Below are 16,866 nucleotides of genomic sequence, written 5' to 3' on the forward strand. Positions count from 1 at the left end.
GTCAGGACTTGCCTTCGCCCCGCACCCAGTTCAAGCCCCAGCCATAGACCTTGTCCACCTCGGCGACGCCCCAGCGCGGGCGGTTCGGCGGCGGCGGGACGAATCGGCCCTCGCGCCGCACCGCCAGGCCCGCGCCGGTGTTCTCGAGCAGAGCCAGCACCGCGTCCCGGGAGTTGTCCGCGCAGCCGTCCACGCTCAGCTCGATCGGCGGCGCGCCGACCGGGTACAGCGTCGCGGTCACCCGGATGCCGCGGAAGTCCGCGGCGCCGTCGTAAAGGGTGGCGAAGACCAGGATTCGGCGGAATTCAGCGGTGCGGTCTAGATTCACCTGGAGGTTCTCACCGGCGGCCGCGCCGGACCGGTCGTCGGCCTCCAGCCGGATGAAAGGCGCCCGGTCCAGCGCGCCGACGTCGCCGACCGGACGGATATCGCCCTTGCGACCGTCGACCAGTTCCCAGAAGCAGCACAGATCGAGATCCAGCGCATTCGTGACCGTGGCGGTCCAGTTCAGGTTGATCCGCAGGATGCCGGAGCCGACGCCCCACGCGGTCAGCGAGACCGAGGGATAGTGCTCTGTCAAAGAGATCTTGCTCGTGCCGACCCGCTGTTCGGTGGGCGCGGCGTACCCGAACTGCGCCGACCACTCCGCCGGTGCTGGGGCGGCATACTGGCCCGGCACATCGACGCCGGGTGGTGGCGCCTGGTGGCCCTGCGCGAGGTGCTGGCCGGGCGGTGCGTAACTACCTGGCATGGGCGGGTACTGGCCCGGCGGCGGCGCTTGGTGGCCTGGCGGTACGTACTGGCTCGATGGCGTTGGATAGTGACCAGTTGGCGCAACTGGCTGGCCTGGGGGCGTCGGGTACTGGCCGGGCGGGGGTGCGTATGGGCTTGGTGCCGGCGAGTATTGGCCTGCCGGCGACGAGACCTGGCCCGGCGGGATGTACCGGCCGGGCGGTGGCGTGGCATGGCCGTGCCATGCGGTCGCGCCGGACGGATCCGGCGCCGCCGACGATGGGTGTGCGGCGACCTGGCCCGGCTCCCGCGGAACCGGCGTCGTCGGCGGTGCTGCTGTGCCCCATTCGCCCGGACCGGCTGGCGCAGGTGCGGTCGGTGGCGGCGGAGCGGGTGCGTCGTCCACGGTGATGCCGTAGTCGGCGGCAAGCCCGGTCAAACCGGACGTGTAACCCTGTCCGACCGCGCGAAACTTCCACCCGCCCTGGCGCCGGTAGAGTTCGCCGAGCACGACCGCGGTTTCGGTCGTCGCGCCGACGTCGTCGAAACGCGCGATCTCCGCTCCGGTGCCCGGATCGACGATCCGCGCGAACAATCCGTCGAGCTGCCCGACGGTGCCGTCGTCGGTGGATGCCGCTATCACGATGCCGTCGATCTGCGGCTCCACTCGCGCCAGGTCCGCCGACAGCACATCCAGCAGGGTCGGGCCCGGCCGCTTGCCCTCGTGCCGGACCGCGCCGGAGGGGTGGGCGGGCTGGTTGTAGAAGACGAAATCGCTGTCGGATCGCACCTTTCCGGACACCACGAGCAGTGCGGAGGCATCGGCATCCGGCGTCCCCGTCGCGGCCCGCCAGCCCACCTCGATCCGGACGGCGGACACCGGCACCGGCACGTTGGCGCCCTTCAGCATCGACACATCTGTCAACGTAACCGAAACCGCCGCATCGCGTCCCGCACGCGGCGCGATCAATCCGCACCGACCGGCCCCCGACTGCGCCGCCCGAACGCGCGGCAAATGCACCGCTGGTCGATGTTGTCGCCACGGTGGCCATCGGCCTGCACCGTGCCCGGGACTCAGTGCGCCGGCGGTGCGATTTGCCAGTGCTCCTGCAACGCGCCCGCGATCTGCGGAAGCACGGTCACCGGAATCCGCTTGCGGCGCAAGATCGCCCGGATCTCCGTGACCTGATCGCGCTTGCGCAGGTCGTAGGCGCCCGCGACCGGGCGGACCACCGGCGGTATGGACAGCAGGACCAGCTCGCCGTGCGGTTCGTCACCGCCGGACAGGTCCAGCGCCAACGACCACCGGGCACGTTCGTCGAGGGTGAAGCGACCGGCCACCACTCGATCCCAGGAGATGCTGGACATCGTCCACGGCTTACGCCGGTAGATGGCGTAGTCGGTGAGCACCACGGCGTCCCTGGTGAACAGCGCCGCCAGCAGCGCGACGCCGACGACCGCACCGGCCAGCAATCCGGTGAACACCCGGTGCACGCCGAACGAGACGACGAACGAGCCGCAGACCGCCACGGTCGCCAGGATGCCGAGCACGCTGTAGAGCGCCGCGCGCTGCGTCGGGACCACACCTGCCCGCACCGTTGTCATCTCGTCTACCTGCCTCTGGTGCATTTCCGGCCTCACGGTACCGCCCCCGGGCGCCGGCGCACAGCCGGCGATTCCCACGTGTGACCGACCGGCAGCGCCGGCTCACACCGTCAGCGCGACCGCCGCCTCCGCGGTGTACACCAAGAACGTCAGGCTCTGCTGGAAATACAGCTGGACCGACGTGGCGTCGTGCGACAGATACCCGATGGACAGGTCCTGCCCGATGCGCAGATCGAAGTCCCCACCGCGGGTGGTGAGCACGATCGCGCCGGTGATGGCGGGCGCCCAGATGATCTCGCCTTCAGGGATCAGGCGTTCGATGTGGGTGCGGATCGGATGGCCGTGATCGGAGGTCTCGCTGACCGCGGTGTACAGGTCGGCGCTGAGCAGCACCGAGTACGGCCCGTCGACACCGGCCAGCCGCAGGGCGCTCAATGCCTGCGCGATCGCCTCCGGCACCTGCCGGGGGTCGCTGGGCACCGTGATCGCCTGGTTGGCGGAGCTGGCCCGGATGCCGGTGATGTGCGCGGCGGGATACCCCTCGAAGATCGCGCGATCCTCGGCGAAGGCGATCTTCTTCGCGGCGTCCTTCACGGGGTCGAGGTCGGTGTCCTCGGCGCCGCGCTCGACATTGTCGAGTTCCTCGCGGGAGAGGGCGAACGGCACCCGAAGTTCGACCAGCGGCGCGACCACACGCGTGCGGGCGAGCACGCCTTCGCCGGGAGCCTCGATCGCGGTGGTGTGCCCGGTGCCGACTTCGGAGTAGTCGGTGCCGTGCGGACCGGACAGGTCCACGACGCGGCGGCCGGCGATGTGCCGTTTGAACGTGCGCGCCGCCTCCTCCTCGATGGCCGTCCATGCCTCGGAAGTGATCGGCGCGAGTTCACGGTGGAGGTTGTTCATGACCTGGTGCTCCTTTTCAACGTGCCGATGCCGAGTGAACCCTCGCCCGCTAGCGCGTCGGTACCGGGCGGACCTGCCGGACCGGCGCCGTCCGTGCCGAGGGATACCGCGTGTTCCGCCGTGACCCACGGAGCCGGCGGCGGATCGTCGAGGAAATCGATGGTCGGGGCGAAGAACGAGGTTCCGGTCACGGCGGTGGAGAAATCCAGGATCCGGTCGTAAGCGGCCTCGTCGGTGCCGAGGAACATGCGGGTGAGCATGCGTTCGATGACGCTCGGGGTGGCCGCGTAGGCGATGTAATACGTGCCGAACTCGCCGTCACGCACGCTGCCGAACGGCATGTTGCCGCGCAGAATCTGGCGCTCGGTGCCGTCCGGATCGATCAGCGTGTTGACCGCGACGTGCGAGTCTGCGGGCTGGTCGGAGTCGGAGAGTTCGAAGTCGTCCAGCTTGGTGCGGCCGATCACGCGCTCCTGCTCCTCGACCGACAGCGCCCGCCAGTCCGCCAGCGGGTGGGTGTACTTCTGCACGGTCACGTAGCTACCGCCGGCGAACCGCGGGTCCTCCTCGCCGACCAGCGCGGCGGCGGCCGCGGCACGCCCTTCGGGGTTCTCGGTGCCGTCCACGAAGCCGAGCAGGTCGCGCTGCTCGAAGTAGCGGAAGCCGACGGTCTCGTCCACGATGGTCGCCGCGCCGGCGAGCCGGTCGGCGATGGCCATGGCCAGCTCGAAACAGGCGTCCTGCACTTGGGCCCTGAGGTGGAAGAGCAGGTCGCCCGGTGTCGCGGGCGCGGTGTGGCGCTGGCCGGTGAAGCCGGGAAACTCATGCAGCTCAGCGGGTTTGGGCCCGGCGAACAGCCGGTCCCACGCGGCGGAGCCGATCGACGTGACGCAGCTGAGGCCTGCGCCCGGCAGCCGGAAGCCCACCGAGCGGCGCAGACCGTTGATGTCGGCGAGCAGATCCCGCACCACTGCTTCGCCACCCTCGTCGATAGTGGCGACCAGGAAGATGGCGGCCGGTGTGAGCGGTTCGAGGATCGGCTGCGGCTCACCCATGATCGAACACACTAGTGCTCGACCCGCCCCACCGCCGAGCGGACCACGCGGGTCGCTACTACTTGGCTACGGTCAGCAGAAACGCGACGTCATCGACCGCCTTGACGCTGTGGCGCGCCTTGGGCACCACGATCAGGTCGCCCGCCGATCCCTTCCATTCGTTGGCGCCGCTGACCAGCGTCAGCGTGCCGCTGAGCACCAGCAGGGTGGCCTCGCCGTAGTTGTCGTGCTCGGCCAGGCTCTGCCCGGCTGTCAGGCCGACCACCGTTTGCCGCAGAGCATGCGTATGACCGCCGTAGATCGTTTGTGAACTGCGTCCGCTCGTGGCGGTGGCAGCCAACTTCAGTTGTTGGCGCGCGACCGCAGTCAGCGATTTCTTGTCCATGGACCGCCTTTCGCAGATCACCACAGCCGATGCCGGGCTGGTGGCATCGGCTCGAGGCGCTCGGACGGACGAAGTCCGGCCGCCGCATATCGAGGAGTATGCCCGAGACCGTCGCGGCGCGGGTCCGGTTTGACGGGCACCGTCGCTGTGCGGTGTGTTGCACCGGCAACTGACGTGGCTTTTCGCAGCCAGGTGCGGGGCTGTACCGCGGACATCGTCGGTTCGCCCGTTCAAGCTGATCGCGCGCGGGTGTAGTGCCGGATGCGGAAGCGCAGACCGGTGCTCGACGTGCGCCAGGGTTCCGGGTCGTCTGGCTCCCACTCGGAGCCGATCGGTGGCGCGTAGGCGTCGCCTTCGACCGTGGTGTCGATCTCGGTCACTCGGAGGGCGGTCGCGAATTCCATAGCGACCCGGTAGATCTCGCTTCCACCGGCGATCCATACGGTGCCGGAGCCACAGCTCTCCAGTGCCTCGGCTACCGACGCGGCGCGCTCGGCCCCCTCGGCCGCCCACTCGGGTTGCCTGGTCACCACGATGTTTCGGCGACCGGCCAGCGGCCGGAATCGCGGCGGTAGCGAATCCCAGGTCCGCCTGCCCATGACCACGGGATGACCCCATGTGACGTCCTTGAAGTTCGCCATGTCCTCGGGCAAGCGCCAGGGGATGGTGTTGCGCGACCCGATCACCCCGTCCAGGGTCTGCGCCCAGATCAGCCCGACCGTGCGGCTCATGACTCCGCCTCGCTGCCGCTCGGCTCCGTCATGCGCCGCGGCGCGCCGTGCCCTCGGTTCGCTCACACCGCCACCGGGGCCTTGATGGCCGGATGATGCTGGTAGCTGACCACTTCCACGTCCTCGTAGCGGTAGTCGAACAGCGTCGGCGCGGGACGCAGCCGCAGCGTGGGAAACGGGTAGGGGTCGCGGGTCAGCTGCTCGGTGACCTGGTCGGAGTGGTTGTCGTAGATGTGGCAGTCGCCGCCGGTCCAGATGAAATCACCGGGGGTCAGCTCGGTCTGCTGAGCGACCATGTGGGTCAACAGTGCGTAGCTGGCGATGTTGAACGGGACGCCGAGGAACAGGTCGGCGCTGCGCTGGTACAGCTGGCAGGACAGCTTGCCGTCGGCCACGTAGAACTGGAAGAACGCGTGGCACGGGGCCAGCGCCATCTTGTCCAGGTCGGCCACGTTCCACGCGGAGACGATGATGCGCCGGGAATCCGGGTTGGTGCGCAGGGTCTGCAGCACCTGGGCGATCTGATCGATGTGGGTGCCGTCCGGCGTCGGCCACGACCGCCACTGCACGCCGTAGACCGGCCCGAGCTCGCCGGCGGCGTCGGCCCATTCGTCCCAGATGGAGACGCCATGCTGGCGCAGCCAGCCGATATTGGAGTCGCCGCGCAGGAACCACAGCAACTCGTAGACGATCGACTTCAGGTGGACCTTCTTGGTGGTGACCAGGGGGAACCCGGCCGAGAGGTCGTAGCGAAGCTGATGGCCGAAGACGCTGCGGGTTCCGGTACCGGTCCGGTCGGCCTTCCTCGTGCCGGACGCGAGCACCAACCGCAGCAGGTCCTCGTACTGGGTATCGGGGGTGGAAGCCGGATCGAGCGCGTCAGGGGCCACGCCTGGCAACTCTAGTCGTCCTGGCAAGCTCGCCCGCATGCGCAAGCTCTACGTGATCGGCATCGGCGCCGGAGATCCCGATCAGGTCACCATGCAGGCGGTCAAGGCGATTCGGCAGGTCGACGTGTTCTTCGTGATCGGCAAGGGCGAGGCCAAGCGGGAACTGGTCGACGTGCGGACCGCGGTGCTGGACGAGCACATGGACCGGCCGTACCGGATCGTGCCGATCGTCGACCCGCCGCGCCACCGGACGCCCGCCGACTACGTGGACGTCGTCGAGGACTGGCACGATCGAAGGTCGGCGCTGCTGGAATCGGCCTTCGCCGAGGTCGACGGGGTGGGCGGCATCCTGGTCTGGGGTGATCCCGCGTTGTACGACAGCACGCTGCGGATGATCGAGCGGGTGCTCGCGCGTGGTGTGGCGCGCTTCGACTACGAGGTGATTCCGGGGATCACCAGCGCGCAGGCGTTGGCCGCACGTCATCGCATCGTGCTGCACGGAATCGGGGAACCGCTGCGCATCACCACCGGCCGCCGCCTGCGGGAGGAGGGACTCGGCGCCGAGAACGCGCTGGTGATGTTGGACGGCGACTGCTCGTTCACCGCGATATCGGGCGAGGACGTGCACATCTGGTGGGGCGCCTACCTCGGCATGCCGGACGAGACGCTGATCGAGGGCCCGCTGCCAGCGGTGCGGGACGAGATCGTCCGTGCCCGCGCCGAACTGCGTGACCGCAAGGGCTGGATCATGGACATCTATCTGCTGCGCCGCGGCGGGGGAGCGTCGTAAAGACGCCTGTGGTCGTGCTGCCCAGGTGAGTCGGCGCTCCATATATGTACCGGACAGTGCTGGGCGCGTTGGGTGCCGTACCCGGCTTACCTTCCGCAGTCGTGCCCGCACCTGCGGTCCCAGCTCAGTGGACCGGCTGTGGTTGCGTTGTTGATCGCAGAATATCGAAGGGAGTTCAATGGTGGCTGAGGGGAGTGATTCGAGCCGCCATTCGACTCCCCTCGATCAGCTGCCCGGGTGGGTACTCTGGAGCGCGTGCCTGAGCTACCCGAAGTGGAGGCGTTGGCGCAGTTCCTGCGGGAACATGCGGTCGGCGCGGTGGTCGGGCGCGTCGACGTGGCCGCTTTGAGCGCGGTCAAGACGTTCGAGCCCCCGGTGACGGCGTTGTCGGGGCGGGACGTTACCGGGGCAGGGCGCTGGGGCAAGTTCCTCGGCATGGAATGCGATGGACTGTGGCTGGTCACGCATCTGTCGCGGGGCGGGTGGCTGCGCTGGATCGATGAACCGAGCCCGACGCCGCCGAAGCCGGGCGGCAAGAGCCCGCTCGCGCTGCGGGTGCATTTCTTCACGCCGGAAGGGGCGACGCCGGCGTTCGACCTCACCGAGGCGGGCACGAAGAAGCGGCTCGCGGCGTACGTCGTGGAGGATCCCAAGGCAGTCCCAGGCATAGCGCGCCTCGGCCCCGACGCGCTGGAGGTCACCGAGGCGCAGTTCGCCGAGATCCTGCACGGCACTTCACAGCGGATCAAGACGGCGCTCGTCGACCAGGCGCTATTGGCGGGAATCGGCAACGCCTACTCCGACGAGATCCTGCACACCGCGCGGATCTCACCGTTCGCGAATACGAAGACGCTGCCCGACGACACGCTGGCCGAGCTGTACGCGGCCATGCGCGAAGTGCTCAGCGACGCGGTGCGCCGGTCGGTCGGCCAGGACGCCGCACGTCTGAAGGGCGAGAAGCGTTCCGGCATGCGGGTACACGCCCGCACCGGACTGGCCTGCCCGGTCTGCCGCGACACCGTCCGCGAGGTCTCCTACGCCGAGCGGTCCTTCCAGTACTGCGCCACCTGTCAGACCGGGGGCAAGGTGCTCGCGGACCGGCGGATGTCCCGGCTGCTGAAGTAGCGGCCGCCGGTCAGGTCAGTGTCGGTATCCGAACGCCTTGCCAGGCAAGTCTTTTCGCTTGGTCCGGGTCGTGTTCCACGTGGGTGGGATAGTCGATGATCAGGGTGGATCTGCGGGCTTCGGTGTAGGCGGGCCAGGAGGGTAGCGGAGCGCCGGTGTCGGCGAACGCGAGCCAGTTGTCCTGGAACTGATCGGTGACCGCCCGCAGCCCGCGCCGACCGCCCGCGGCGGTCAGCGCCCGGCCGAAGGGGGAGTCGCCCGCGCCGAAGACCGGGATGAGGTCAGTCGCATGTGTGGCGCCGAGACCCGCCAGATGCAGGACGCGCGGGGCGAAGTCGTAGCGGTAGGCGTAGGTGGGCGCATGCCTGCTGTGGCCTTCCGTGACGGTCAGGCAAGGCCGCCAGAAGGTGAAATCGCCGCCGGCGCGTACCGCGGCCTTCGGCTCCGGATAGCCGGGATACGCCGCGGCGATCCGGGATTCGGCGGCATCGCTGGAACGGGCCAGCGCGGCGCGCAGCCGCCCTGGCGTTGTGGGCAGTTCGTCGGCGTACTTGGCGAACAGCGTCCCTTCGTCCCGGTTCGTGCCGATGATCAGCGGCACCCGGTGGGCAGAGCCGTCGGCGATGGCGTCGATGGGGGCGCGCGGCAGGAAGTCACCGTCCACGACCGGACAGGCGGGGAAGACGCCCGGTTGTTCGCGCAGCACCCGATTGATGCTGCGGTCGACCGCGCGACGGATGTCGTTGGCGCCCGCCGTGCGCAACGCGGCGCCCGCGGTGTCCGGCGTGGCGCCCAGTGCCGTGACGCAGCGGCGGGCGAAGGCGCGGGCCTCCTCGGCGGTCATCGCCCAGTCGGCGGGCGGGCTCTGCGAAATGACGCGATGGAACAGGCCTTTCGCTGCCGGAGTGGCCATCAGGCTGAGCACCGCGTGCGCACCGGCCGACTCACCGAAGATCGTCACGTTGCCCGGATCGCCGCCGAAGGCCGCGATATTGGTGCGCACCCACTCCAGTGCGGCAATCTGGTCGCGCAGCCCTAGGTTCGTGTCGAACGGCTGCCCTGGCGTACCGAACTCGCTGAAGTCGACATAGCCGAACGCGCCGAGCCGATAGTTCAGCGACACCATGACCACATCGCCGCGCACAGCGAGCCGCGCACCGGAATACAGCGCCAGCGCGGAGGTGCCGATCAGGTAGCCGCCGCCGTGGAGGAAGACCAGCACCGGTCGCGGGCGCGCGGCGGGTGTCGCGGGCGCGGTGACATTCAGTGTCAGCGCGTCCTCACTGGTCGGCTGGTAGGCGCGCGGTCCGATCCGCGCCCCGGAGCGATGCTGCATCGCGGCGGAGGTGAACTCGGTGGCCGCCCGGACGCCGGACCACGGCTCGACCGGCTGCGGCGCGCGAAACCGCAAGTCTCCCAGCGGGGGAGACGCGTACGGTATGGATCGCCAGCGGGATACGCGGCGGCCACGATGACCGCGGACGACACCGTCGGCGGTCGCGATATCCGTTGTTGCCACCATCTTCCGATGGTAGCTACGCGCGCCGCGCCTCCAACAGCCGCAGCCAGAACTCGCTGACCGCCGGGAAGGCCGGCACCGCGTGCCAAAGACGGGACAGCGGCACTCCACCCACCACCGCGATGGTGGCGGCATGCAGTTGCTCGCCCACGTCGGGGCCGACGAACGTGGCGCCGAGCAAGGTGTCGGCGGCGCTGTCGATCACCAGCTTCGCGTGTCCGGCATAGTCGTCCCGGGAGAGCGCGGAACCGGCCACCGCGATGTCGAGTTCGACGGTCTCGACCGCGTGGCCCGCCTCTCTGGCCGCGGCCTCGGTCAGACCGACGGAGGCCACCTCGGGTGCGGTGAACACCACCTGCGGCACCTTGCCGTGGTCGGAGCTCGCGACGAATCTCGCGTCCTCCAGCGGCTTGCCCTCGGCGCGGGCCGCGATCACGTCACCGCACACTCTGCCCTGGTACTTGCCCATATGAGTGAGCGCCGCGCGATGGTTCACGTCGCCGATCGCATACAGCCATCGGCCCTCGACGCCGCGGACGGTGAGATGGTCGTCGACGGCGACGTAACCGTCGGGCAGTCCGACAGCGGCCAAGTCCAGCCGCGCGGTGGCGGGCGTGCGGCCCGCCGCGACCACGAGTTCGTCCACCTCGAGCGTCGAGTCGCCCTCCGGGCCACGCAACCGCACCGTGACCGGATCGCCGTGGATCCACCCTTCGCCGGTGTCCTTCGCCGCCGTACGCTCGACGGCGGTCGGCGCGGTCCCGAACCGCACCCGCACGCCCGCTTCGGTCAGCGCCGAGGCCACCCGCTCGCCCGCGAACGGTTCGACCGCCGCCAGCAACGCCGAGCCGCGCACCAGCACGGTGACTTCGGCGCCGAGCGCGGCCAGCCAGGTCGCCGCTTCGCAGGCCACCACGCCCCCGCCGATGACGGCGGCCCGGCGCGGGACCTCGTGCAGGTTGGTGACGTCGCGGGATGTCCAGGGCAGCGCGGCGCGCAGGCCGGGCACATCGGGGATATTGGCGGTGGTGCCGGTGGCCAGCACCACGGCATGCCTGGCGCGCAGTTGCCGTCCGTCGACGTCCACCAAGCGCTCCCCGGCGAGACTCCCGGTGCCGCGCACGACGTCGATGCGGTTGTCTTTCGCCCAGTCGGCCTGCGCGGAGTCGTCGTGGTCGTGCACGAACGCGTCGCGTCGCCGCAGCACCGCGGCCACGTCGAGTCCGGTCGCGGCGACACCGGGCATCGCCCGCGCGGCCGCAAGCACGTGGCCCGGCCGCAGCAGGGCCTTGCTCGGGACACAGGCCCAATAGGAACATTCCCCGCCGACGAGCTCGCGTTCCACGAGGGCGGCTGTCCGGTCACTGCCCGCGACGGCGTAGGCGGCGGCGTTCTCGCCCGCCGGTCCGCCACCGATCACGATGACGTCGTATTCGGTCGGTGTGTTCGGCATGGTGGCGGCTATTGGAGGTAGCCCTCGACCTGGGCAACAGGATTGGCCTGGACGGCGTCCGGGGACTCGCCGAGGCCGATCCGCGCCCTGCGGTGCCGGAGCAGATCCCACGCCTGATCCAGCATCACTTCGAGTTCGGCCAAACGCCGGCGCTCGGTCCTCGGGTCCAACTCGCCCCGGGTGGCCTGCGAGCGCAGCTCGTGCTCCTGGTCGACCAGTTTCTTGATGCGCGCCAGAATGTCCTGTTCGCTCATGCGGACCATGCTACGGGCCGGGGGAGGCACTCGGCGGCGATCGCGACCGCCGTGGCCAGGTCAGGCCAGGGCAGCGCGGTATAGCCGAGGGCGATGCCGAAGTGCTCGCGGCGCGATCGCAGGTGATGCCTGGCCAGCCCGTCGAGCGCGACGCCACGAAGCTGTCCGGTCGCGATCACGCGCGCCTCGGTCTCGGCAGAGTCCACCGGGACCACGATATGTGAACCGGCGTCGTCGCCGACCACATCGAGCCCGCGGCTGCGCAGCTCGGTCACCACCAGCGCGCGCCGCGGCGGCACCGCGCGGCGCAACCTGCGCAGGTGCCTGGCCAGGTCACCGTGCGCGGCGAAGGCCACAAGCACCCGCTGGCCCGCCGGGCTCGGGCCGGTGCCGGTGCGCTCCCGGTGGGCGAGCACAGCCGCAGCGATCCCCGGTGCGGACAGCAGCCAGCCGACGCCGAGGCTGGGGGACAGGATCTTGCTCGTCGTGCCCAAGTGGACGACGACATCGGGAGCCATGGTGGCGAGCAACGGCAGCGGCGCGGTGTCGTAGCGCAATTCGCCGTCGTAATCGTCCTCGATGACGACTATGCCGGACCGTCGCGCGTGCTCGATCAGCTCGACCCTGCGAGCGGCGGGCATTCGGGCGCCGAGTGGAAACTGATGTGCCGGAGTGCAATACACCGCCTTGATACCTGGCGGCAGCAGATCGACGCGTAAGCCGTGCGCGTCCAGCGGGACCGGAAGCACATCGATCCCTGCCGCCGCGAACGCGCCTGCGGCGCGCTGATAGCCCGGGTCTTCCATGGCGACGGCATCACCGGGCCGCAGCAGCGCGGCGGCCAATTCGCCGACGGCGGAACTGGTTCCGGCGGTGGCGAGCAGCACGGTGTCGCTGCCCGCGCCGAGCCCACGGTGGCGCAGCAGGTGTTCGGTGACCGCCGTGCGGAACTCCGGTTCACCAGCGAGGTCCTTCCGCACCAGCGGTGTGTCGTCCGCGGCGGCGCGCCAAGCGCGCCGCCACGCGGCTGGATCGATGGCCTCGATGCATGGGGCGCCGGGCACGAGGTCGAGCAGATGTGGTGCGACATCCGTGCCGCGGGACGCGGCGGCGCGCGCGGGCCCCGCGGCGGGAGCGGTGGTCAGGTAGGTGCCGGAACCGCGTTTGCCGCTGATCCAGCCTTCCGCGTGCAGTTGGTCGTAGGCGGCGGTCACCACGGCGCGGCTGACGCCGAGCCGATCGGCCAGCGCGCGCGTGGACGGCAGTCGGTCGCCACCGCGCAGCCGTCCGTTGGTCGCGGCATGCCGCAGCTGGTCGGCGATCTGCACCGCCAGCGGTTCCGGCAGTTCGCGATCCAGCTCGAGCGAAAAGTCGTCCAGCACGGCCCCTCCTCGAAATGGACTGCTGGAATTCTGCTGAATTGGCACTTTGATAATGCCATTTGTGCTCTGATGCTGGATCCATGACCGAATCAGCCAGCTCCCGGCCCCCACTCTCCCCAACCCCGCGCAGTACGCCGACCCGGCTGAAAGACCGCGCGCGGACCGATCGCGCCGACCTGGATGCGGTGCTCGACGCCGGTTTGGTCTGCCACCTGGGTGTGCTGCTCGGCCGCACGCCGGTCGTGCTGCCGACCATCTACGGGCGCGACAGCGACCTGCTCTACGTGCACGGCTCGACCGGGGCCGGGAGCCTGCGCGCGGCGGTCACCGGCGACGTCTCGGTGGCGGTGACCCTGGTCGACGGTGTGGTCTACGCGCGGTCGGCCATGCATTTCTCGATGAACTACCGCTCCGCGGTCGTGCTCGGTCGCACCGTCGAGGTGACCGGCCACGACGAACGCCTGCACGCACTGCGCGTGATCGTCGAACACGCCGCGCCTGGCGCTTGGTCGCGCGTGCGCCCGCCGAACAAGAAGGAACTCGCCGCGACGAAAGTGCTCGCCCTCGATCTCACCGAAGCATCGGTGAAGGTCCGCGCCGGCGGTCCCATCGACGACGCGGCCGACATCGAGGCGGGCGGTGTGTGGGCCGGTGTGCTTCCGCTACGCCAGGTGTGGGGTGCGCCGATCGGCTCCGACGATCTGGCGCCGGACATCGCCGTCCCGGACGATGTCCTCCGGCGGCGCGAATCGAGCTCGGTCCCGATCCACTGACCGCAGGCCGCCCCGGATCCGCGAAACGCACGCCGCCCTCGCGCACTTCGCGACGCTGGTCGGCTCTTTCGCACGTGCCGGTGGCGCCGGGTTGGGTACCGGCAAGCACCCTGCGCCACGAGCACGTAGCAAGTCAGGTCGATTCAGAACACGAATGCATCGCCATAGCCTGTCGTTTGCGCGGTGCCGTTCCTGGCGTTCGCGCGGACGGTGATGAATGGCATGGCCGAGGCCGGGGAGAGGCATCCGTTGACATTCAGCGCGGTATTGCTGTGCGCGAATGTGTAGGGGAACTCCGAGTCCTCGTCGAGCTCCTCCTCGGCGATCACTACCGCGGTCACACTGCCCGGCAACAGATATACCGTCAACTCACCACCGAGTTCCCCGTTGCCGGCGATGGTGACCTCCGAGGCGATGGTAAGTGCCACCAAACCCTCATTATCGATGGTGAGGGCGGCCCCGGGCGTGACAGCGACTTCGCCTCCGCCGGCCGCGGCGATGGATACCGAGATGCCATCGGAAATGTCCACCGCGCAGCCCACCAGATATCCGGCGACGATCCCCCCGCTACGCAGGGCCGAGGTCCCGTCGAATGCGGCCGTGAAATTTCCGGACACCTTGGCCGCGTGCGCGAATGGAACTCCCATCGCCAGAGCGCCGCCGGTTGGCAGGACATGATTGGCATCCACCGACGCGACGACATGCAGCCCGCCGGCACTGACCTCCCCGGGCTCCGCGTCGGCCGCGGTGTCGACTCCGGCAACAGTTCCGATGGTGGCCAGCATCACCGCGGTGATCGCGGCCAGAGTACGCGAATGCTTGCGGTTCATCATGCTCCAGTCGAGTCGCTGTCGAAACGGAACTTCGGACGCAAACGCCAATCGCACACCAATGATCGCCGTAGATTCTTCTCGGCGTGTGCGGCCGAAACTTTACCGGTAGGTGCAGCTCAGGGGCCGGTATTGGGCCCGGCGCGGCGAGTCGACCGACGCAACCGGCGTTCGGTTTCCCGTCGGAATCGCGGGCAGGACTGTGCACCATAGCAAGTCGTGTGCCGGCCCGGCTTGCTCCGACACGGCTTCGGCCGGATTTCACCCGATCGTCGGCAGCGTCGGCATTGCCGCAGGGTTTACCCGGACGTGGTCGAGGTCATCGCGGATGGAGCAGAGGGCCTGCCTCGGCTCGGTGGCGAAGCTTTGTATCCGGTTCGCTGGACGATGAACTCACCACGCGCGCGTCCGCAGCCGGGCCGAGGCCGCGGTGCGTACCGCCAGCTCGCGTAGCGCGGCGGCGGACTCGATGCGATCCGGGTCCAGGCTCACGAGACTCAGCACGTAGTCGTCGCCGATGCGACACAGGTAGCCCGCGAGTCTGGTGCGCGGCAGTCGCGCGGCGGTCAGGCCGGGGTGGATGGCGCGGGCGGCGACGCCGGTACAGCGGTGCGGGCCGAGTGTGCGCAGAGAGGCGGGCAGCGTTCCGATATTGGAGCATAGGATGTCTCGTTCGCCCGCGCCTTTGGACAGGGCGTAGGCCCAGCGGTCCGGTATCACCTGGAGCAGTTCTTCGGGCATGCCACCCGGCGCGGACATGCGGCGTTCGTAGGCCGAACGGGCGAGCGCGCGGACGGTCGCAGGCGTGTCGGAGCGGCGGATCGCGATCTCGGTCATGGCGAGGTCGTTGTCCACGCGTGGTTCGGTGCGGGTGTCGACTGGCAAGCTCGCCTCGATCGTCTCGGCGGGAAACCCGCTGTTCCACAGCATGGTCGCGACGAGGTGGATGAACAGACTGTTGGCCGTGCCGCCATGTCGCACGGCCGCGCGATCCCACTCCGCGGCGGGGCACTGCAGGATCGCGCTGTGCGCCATTGTCCCGTAGCCGGTGCGCGGCTGCTCGTCCCGGCTCGCGGCGGACGGCTGGCGCGGTATCCCCTGACGCAACGCCGCGGCGGTGCCGCGCAGGACGATCGTCCACTGGTGCCAGGCATCGCACCAATCGGATTCCAGCGCAGCGAAATTCAGTTGGCGGTCGCGGTCGCCGCGCAACGCGCCGTCCACTGCCACTGCCAGCGCCCGTCCGTCGGCCAGCACGTGGGAGCAGGTGAGCGAGACGAGCGAACCGCCGTCGTTCAGCGTCGCGGTCGAAAGCCGCCATCCCGGGCCGTATTCCGGATCGAGCCCGTCGCCTTGCGCGTCGGCCCAGTCGAGCAGTTCCGCGACGGGGAGGATGTCCGCGGCGCGAGCGATCGGATACGCGCGAACGTTCGGTTGCCAGGATCGGCGAGCGCCCGGCACGCGCGGTCGACTCACCCTGCGTCCCAATGTTCCCGCGCGCATGGCCTCGTGCACCTGCGCCAGCAGCGCGGGATCCACCAGGTCGGCCGTCCGCCACAGGCCCTGCAGCGCGATCGGAGTGCCCAGTCCGCGGTGGGTGCGGAGAAAGATCTCGTCGACGACGCTCAGGCGGGTCATCGAATTCAGGCGCGGCCGCCGTGTCTGCCTGCGCCCGCCGCGAAGCGCTGCGCGCCCTCCAGTGCGCCGTTGGCAAGTGCCGCCATGCCGTGCCGGAGCTCGTTGCGCAGCGCCGACTCCTCGCTCATCCCGTCCTGCTCCAGCAGCGACATCCGGTCCGAGCGCAGGCAGGCCTGGGGCAGCGCGGCCAGTTCCGCGGCGAGCTCCTCCGCCGCCCTGCGCGCTTCGCCGGTGGGCACCACGCGGTTCACCAGACCCATCTGCAGCGCCTCCTCGGCGCCGACCGCACGTCCGGTGAGCACCAGATCCATGGCCCGTCCGGTGCCCACGATGCGCGGCAGCCGGATGGTGCCGCCGTCGATGAGCGGGACGCCCCAGCGGCGGCAGAACACGCCGAAGGTGCTGTCCTGCTCGGCGACCCGCAGATCGCACCACAGCGCGAGCTCGAGCCCGCCTGCCACCGCGAAGCCGGAGACGGCGGCGATCACCGGTTTGGACAGCCGCATGCGGGTCGGCCCCATTGGGCCGTCGCCGTCCTCGGTGACCTGGTTGGAGCGCTCGGTGCCGAGCGCCTTCAAGTCGGCGCCCGCGCAGAACGTTCCGCCGTCGCCCCACAGCACGGCGACCGCCGCGTCGGGATCGGCGTCGAACTCGCGGAAAGAGTCGGCCAGCGCGGCGGCCGTCGGTCCGTCGACCGCGTTGCGCGCCTCGGGGCGGTGCAGGATCACGGTGGTCACTGGGCCGTTGCGTTCGATCAGTACCGTCACGAGCTCGAACATACGCCGTAAAAGCGCCCTTGTG

General features: G+C 69.7%; 17 protein-coding genes. 3 read left to right on the forward strand and 14 right to left on the reverse strand.

Annotated elements, in window-relative coordinates; genetic code table 11:
• Position 1: 1 nt before the first annotated feature.
• The 7 genes from OHA40_RS19785 to OHA40_RS19815 all read right to left on the reverse strand — a co-directional run bounded on the left by OHA40_RS19785 (position 2) and on the right by OHA40_RS19815 (position 6,301).
• Entirely contained in the window at positions 2–1,642 is a 1,641-nt protein-coding gene (locus OHA40_RS19785) for a TerD family protein (protein ID WP_330234279.1), read from the reverse strand.
• Positions 1,643–1,806: 164 nt separating this feature from the next.
• Positions 1,807–2,361, reverse strand: a complete 555-nt coding sequence (locus tag OHA40_RS19790; RefSeq protein WP_330228392.1) for a hypothetical protein — start codon at positions 2,359–2,361, stop codon at positions 1,807–1,809.
• 78 nt (positions 2,362–2,439) lie between these two features.
• Complete coding sequence (locus OHA40_RS19795; protein WP_330228393.1) at positions 2,440–3,240, reverse strand: family 1 encapsulin nanocompartment shell protein; 801 nt, start codon at positions 3,238–3,240, stop codon at positions 2,440–2,442.
• Positions 3,237–4,295, reverse strand: a complete 1,059-nt coding sequence (locus OHA40_RS19800; protein WP_330228394.1) for a Dyp-type peroxidase — start codon at positions 4,293–4,295, stop codon at positions 3,237–3,239. Before OHA40_RS19800 ends, OHA40_RS19795 begins: the two co-directional genes overlap by 4 nt.
• A gap of 58 nt (positions 4,296–4,353) precedes the next feature.
• Positions 4,354–4,680 carry a cupin domain-containing protein gene (locus tag OHA40_RS19805; protein ID WP_330228395.1) on the reverse strand — a complete coding sequence of 109 codons (327 nt, stop codon included), beginning with the start codon at positions 4,678–4,680 and terminating at the stop codon, positions 4,354–4,356.
• 230 nt (positions 4,681–4,910) lie between these two features.
• Positions 4,911–5,411 carry a dihydrofolate reductase gene (locus OHA40_RS19810; protein ID WP_330228396.1) on the reverse strand — a complete coding sequence of 167 codons (501 nt, stop codon included), beginning with the start codon at positions 5,409–5,411 and terminating at the stop codon, positions 4,911–4,913.
• A 62-nt stretch (positions 5,412–5,473) separates the two neighbouring features.
• Positions 5,474–6,301 carry a thymidylate synthase gene (locus tag OHA40_RS19815; protein ID WP_330228397.1) on the reverse strand — a complete coding sequence of 276 codons (828 nt, stop codon included), beginning with the start codon at positions 6,299–6,301 and terminating at the stop codon, positions 5,474–5,476.
• A gap of 37 nt (positions 6,302–6,338) precedes the next feature.
• Here OHA40_RS19815 and cobF point away from each other — a divergent pair, with 37 nt between their 5' ends.
• Both cobF and OHA40_RS19825 read left to right on the forward strand, forming a co-directional pair.
• A complete protein-coding gene (gene cobF / locus OHA40_RS19820; protein WP_330228398.1) occupies positions 6,339–7,091 on the forward strand; it encodes a precorrin-6A synthase (deacetylating) in 753 nt (250 codons plus the stop codon).
• A gap of 255 nt (positions 7,092–7,346) precedes the next feature.
• Positions 7,347–8,216, forward strand: a complete 870-nt coding sequence (locus tag OHA40_RS19825) for an Fpg/Nei family DNA glycosylase (RefSeq protein ID WP_330228399.1) — start codon at positions 7,347–7,349, stop codon at positions 8,214–8,216.
• A gap of 10 nt (positions 8,217–8,226) precedes the next feature.
• On the opposite strand, the gene OHA40_RS19830 is transcribed toward OHA40_RS19825, so the two are convergent.
• From OHA40_RS19830 to pdxR, 4 genes are read right to left on the reverse strand one after another with little or no spacing between them, the layout of a single operon-like run.
• Complete coding sequence (locus OHA40_RS19830; RefSeq protein ID WP_330228400.1) at positions 8,227–9,738, reverse strand: carboxylesterase/lipase family protein; 1,512 nt, start codon at positions 9,736–9,738, stop codon at positions 8,227–8,229.
• A 13-nt stretch (positions 9,739–9,751) separates the two neighbouring features.
• Entirely contained in the window at positions 9,752–11,188 is a 1,437-nt protein-coding gene (locus OHA40_RS19835) for a dihydrolipoyl dehydrogenase family protein (protein WP_330228401.1), read from the reverse strand.
• Between the two features lie 8 nt (positions 11,189–11,196).
• Positions 11,197–11,442 (reverse strand): DUF2630 family protein, encoded by a 246-nt coding sequence (locus OHA40_RS19840; RefSeq protein WP_330228402.1) that lies wholly within the window; start codon positions 11,440–11,442, stop codon positions 11,197–11,199.
• Positions 11,439–12,824, reverse strand: a complete 1,386-nt coding sequence (pdxR, locus tag OHA40_RS19845; protein ID WP_330228403.1) for a MocR-like pyridoxine biosynthesis transcription factor PdxR — start codon at positions 12,822–12,824, stop codon at positions 11,439–11,441. The genes OHA40_RS19840 and pdxR overlap by 4 nt, the downstream gene beginning before the upstream one ends.
• 80 nt (positions 12,825–12,904) lie before the next feature.
• On the opposite strand from pdxR, the gene OHA40_RS19850 reads away from it, so the two are divergent.
• A complete protein-coding gene (locus OHA40_RS19850) occupies positions 12,905–13,597 on the forward strand; it encodes a pyridoxamine 5'-phosphate oxidase family protein (protein WP_330228404.1) in 693 nt (230 codons plus the stop codon).
• 143 nt (positions 13,598–13,740) lie between these two features.
• On the opposite strand, the gene OHA40_RS19855 is transcribed toward OHA40_RS19850, so the two are convergent.
• From OHA40_RS19855 to OHA40_RS19865, 3 genes are all read right to left on the reverse strand, one after another.
• Positions 13,741–14,430, reverse strand: coding sequence for an MspA family porin (locus OHA40_RS19855; protein ID WP_330228405.1), 690 nt, complete (start codon positions 14,428–14,430; stop codon positions 13,741–13,743).
• A gap of 390 nt (positions 14,431–14,820) precedes the next feature.
• A complete protein-coding gene (locus OHA40_RS19860; RefSeq protein ID WP_330228406.1) occupies positions 14,821–16,065 on the reverse strand; it encodes a hypothetical protein in 1,245 nt (414 codons plus the stop codon).
• Between the two features lie 5 nt (positions 16,066–16,070).
• Positions 16,071–16,832 carry a crotonase/enoyl-CoA hydratase family protein gene (locus tag OHA40_RS19865; RefSeq protein ID WP_330228407.1) on the reverse strand — a complete coding sequence of 254 codons (762 nt, stop codon included), beginning with the start codon at positions 16,830–16,832 and terminating at the stop codon, positions 16,071–16,073.
• Positions 16,833–16,866 lie beyond the last annotated feature (34 nt).

This window comes from Nocardia sp. NBC_00508 (assembly GCF_036346875.1).
Classification (GTDB): Bacteria; Actinomycetota; Actinomycetes; order Mycobacteriales; family Mycobacteriaceae; genus Nocardia.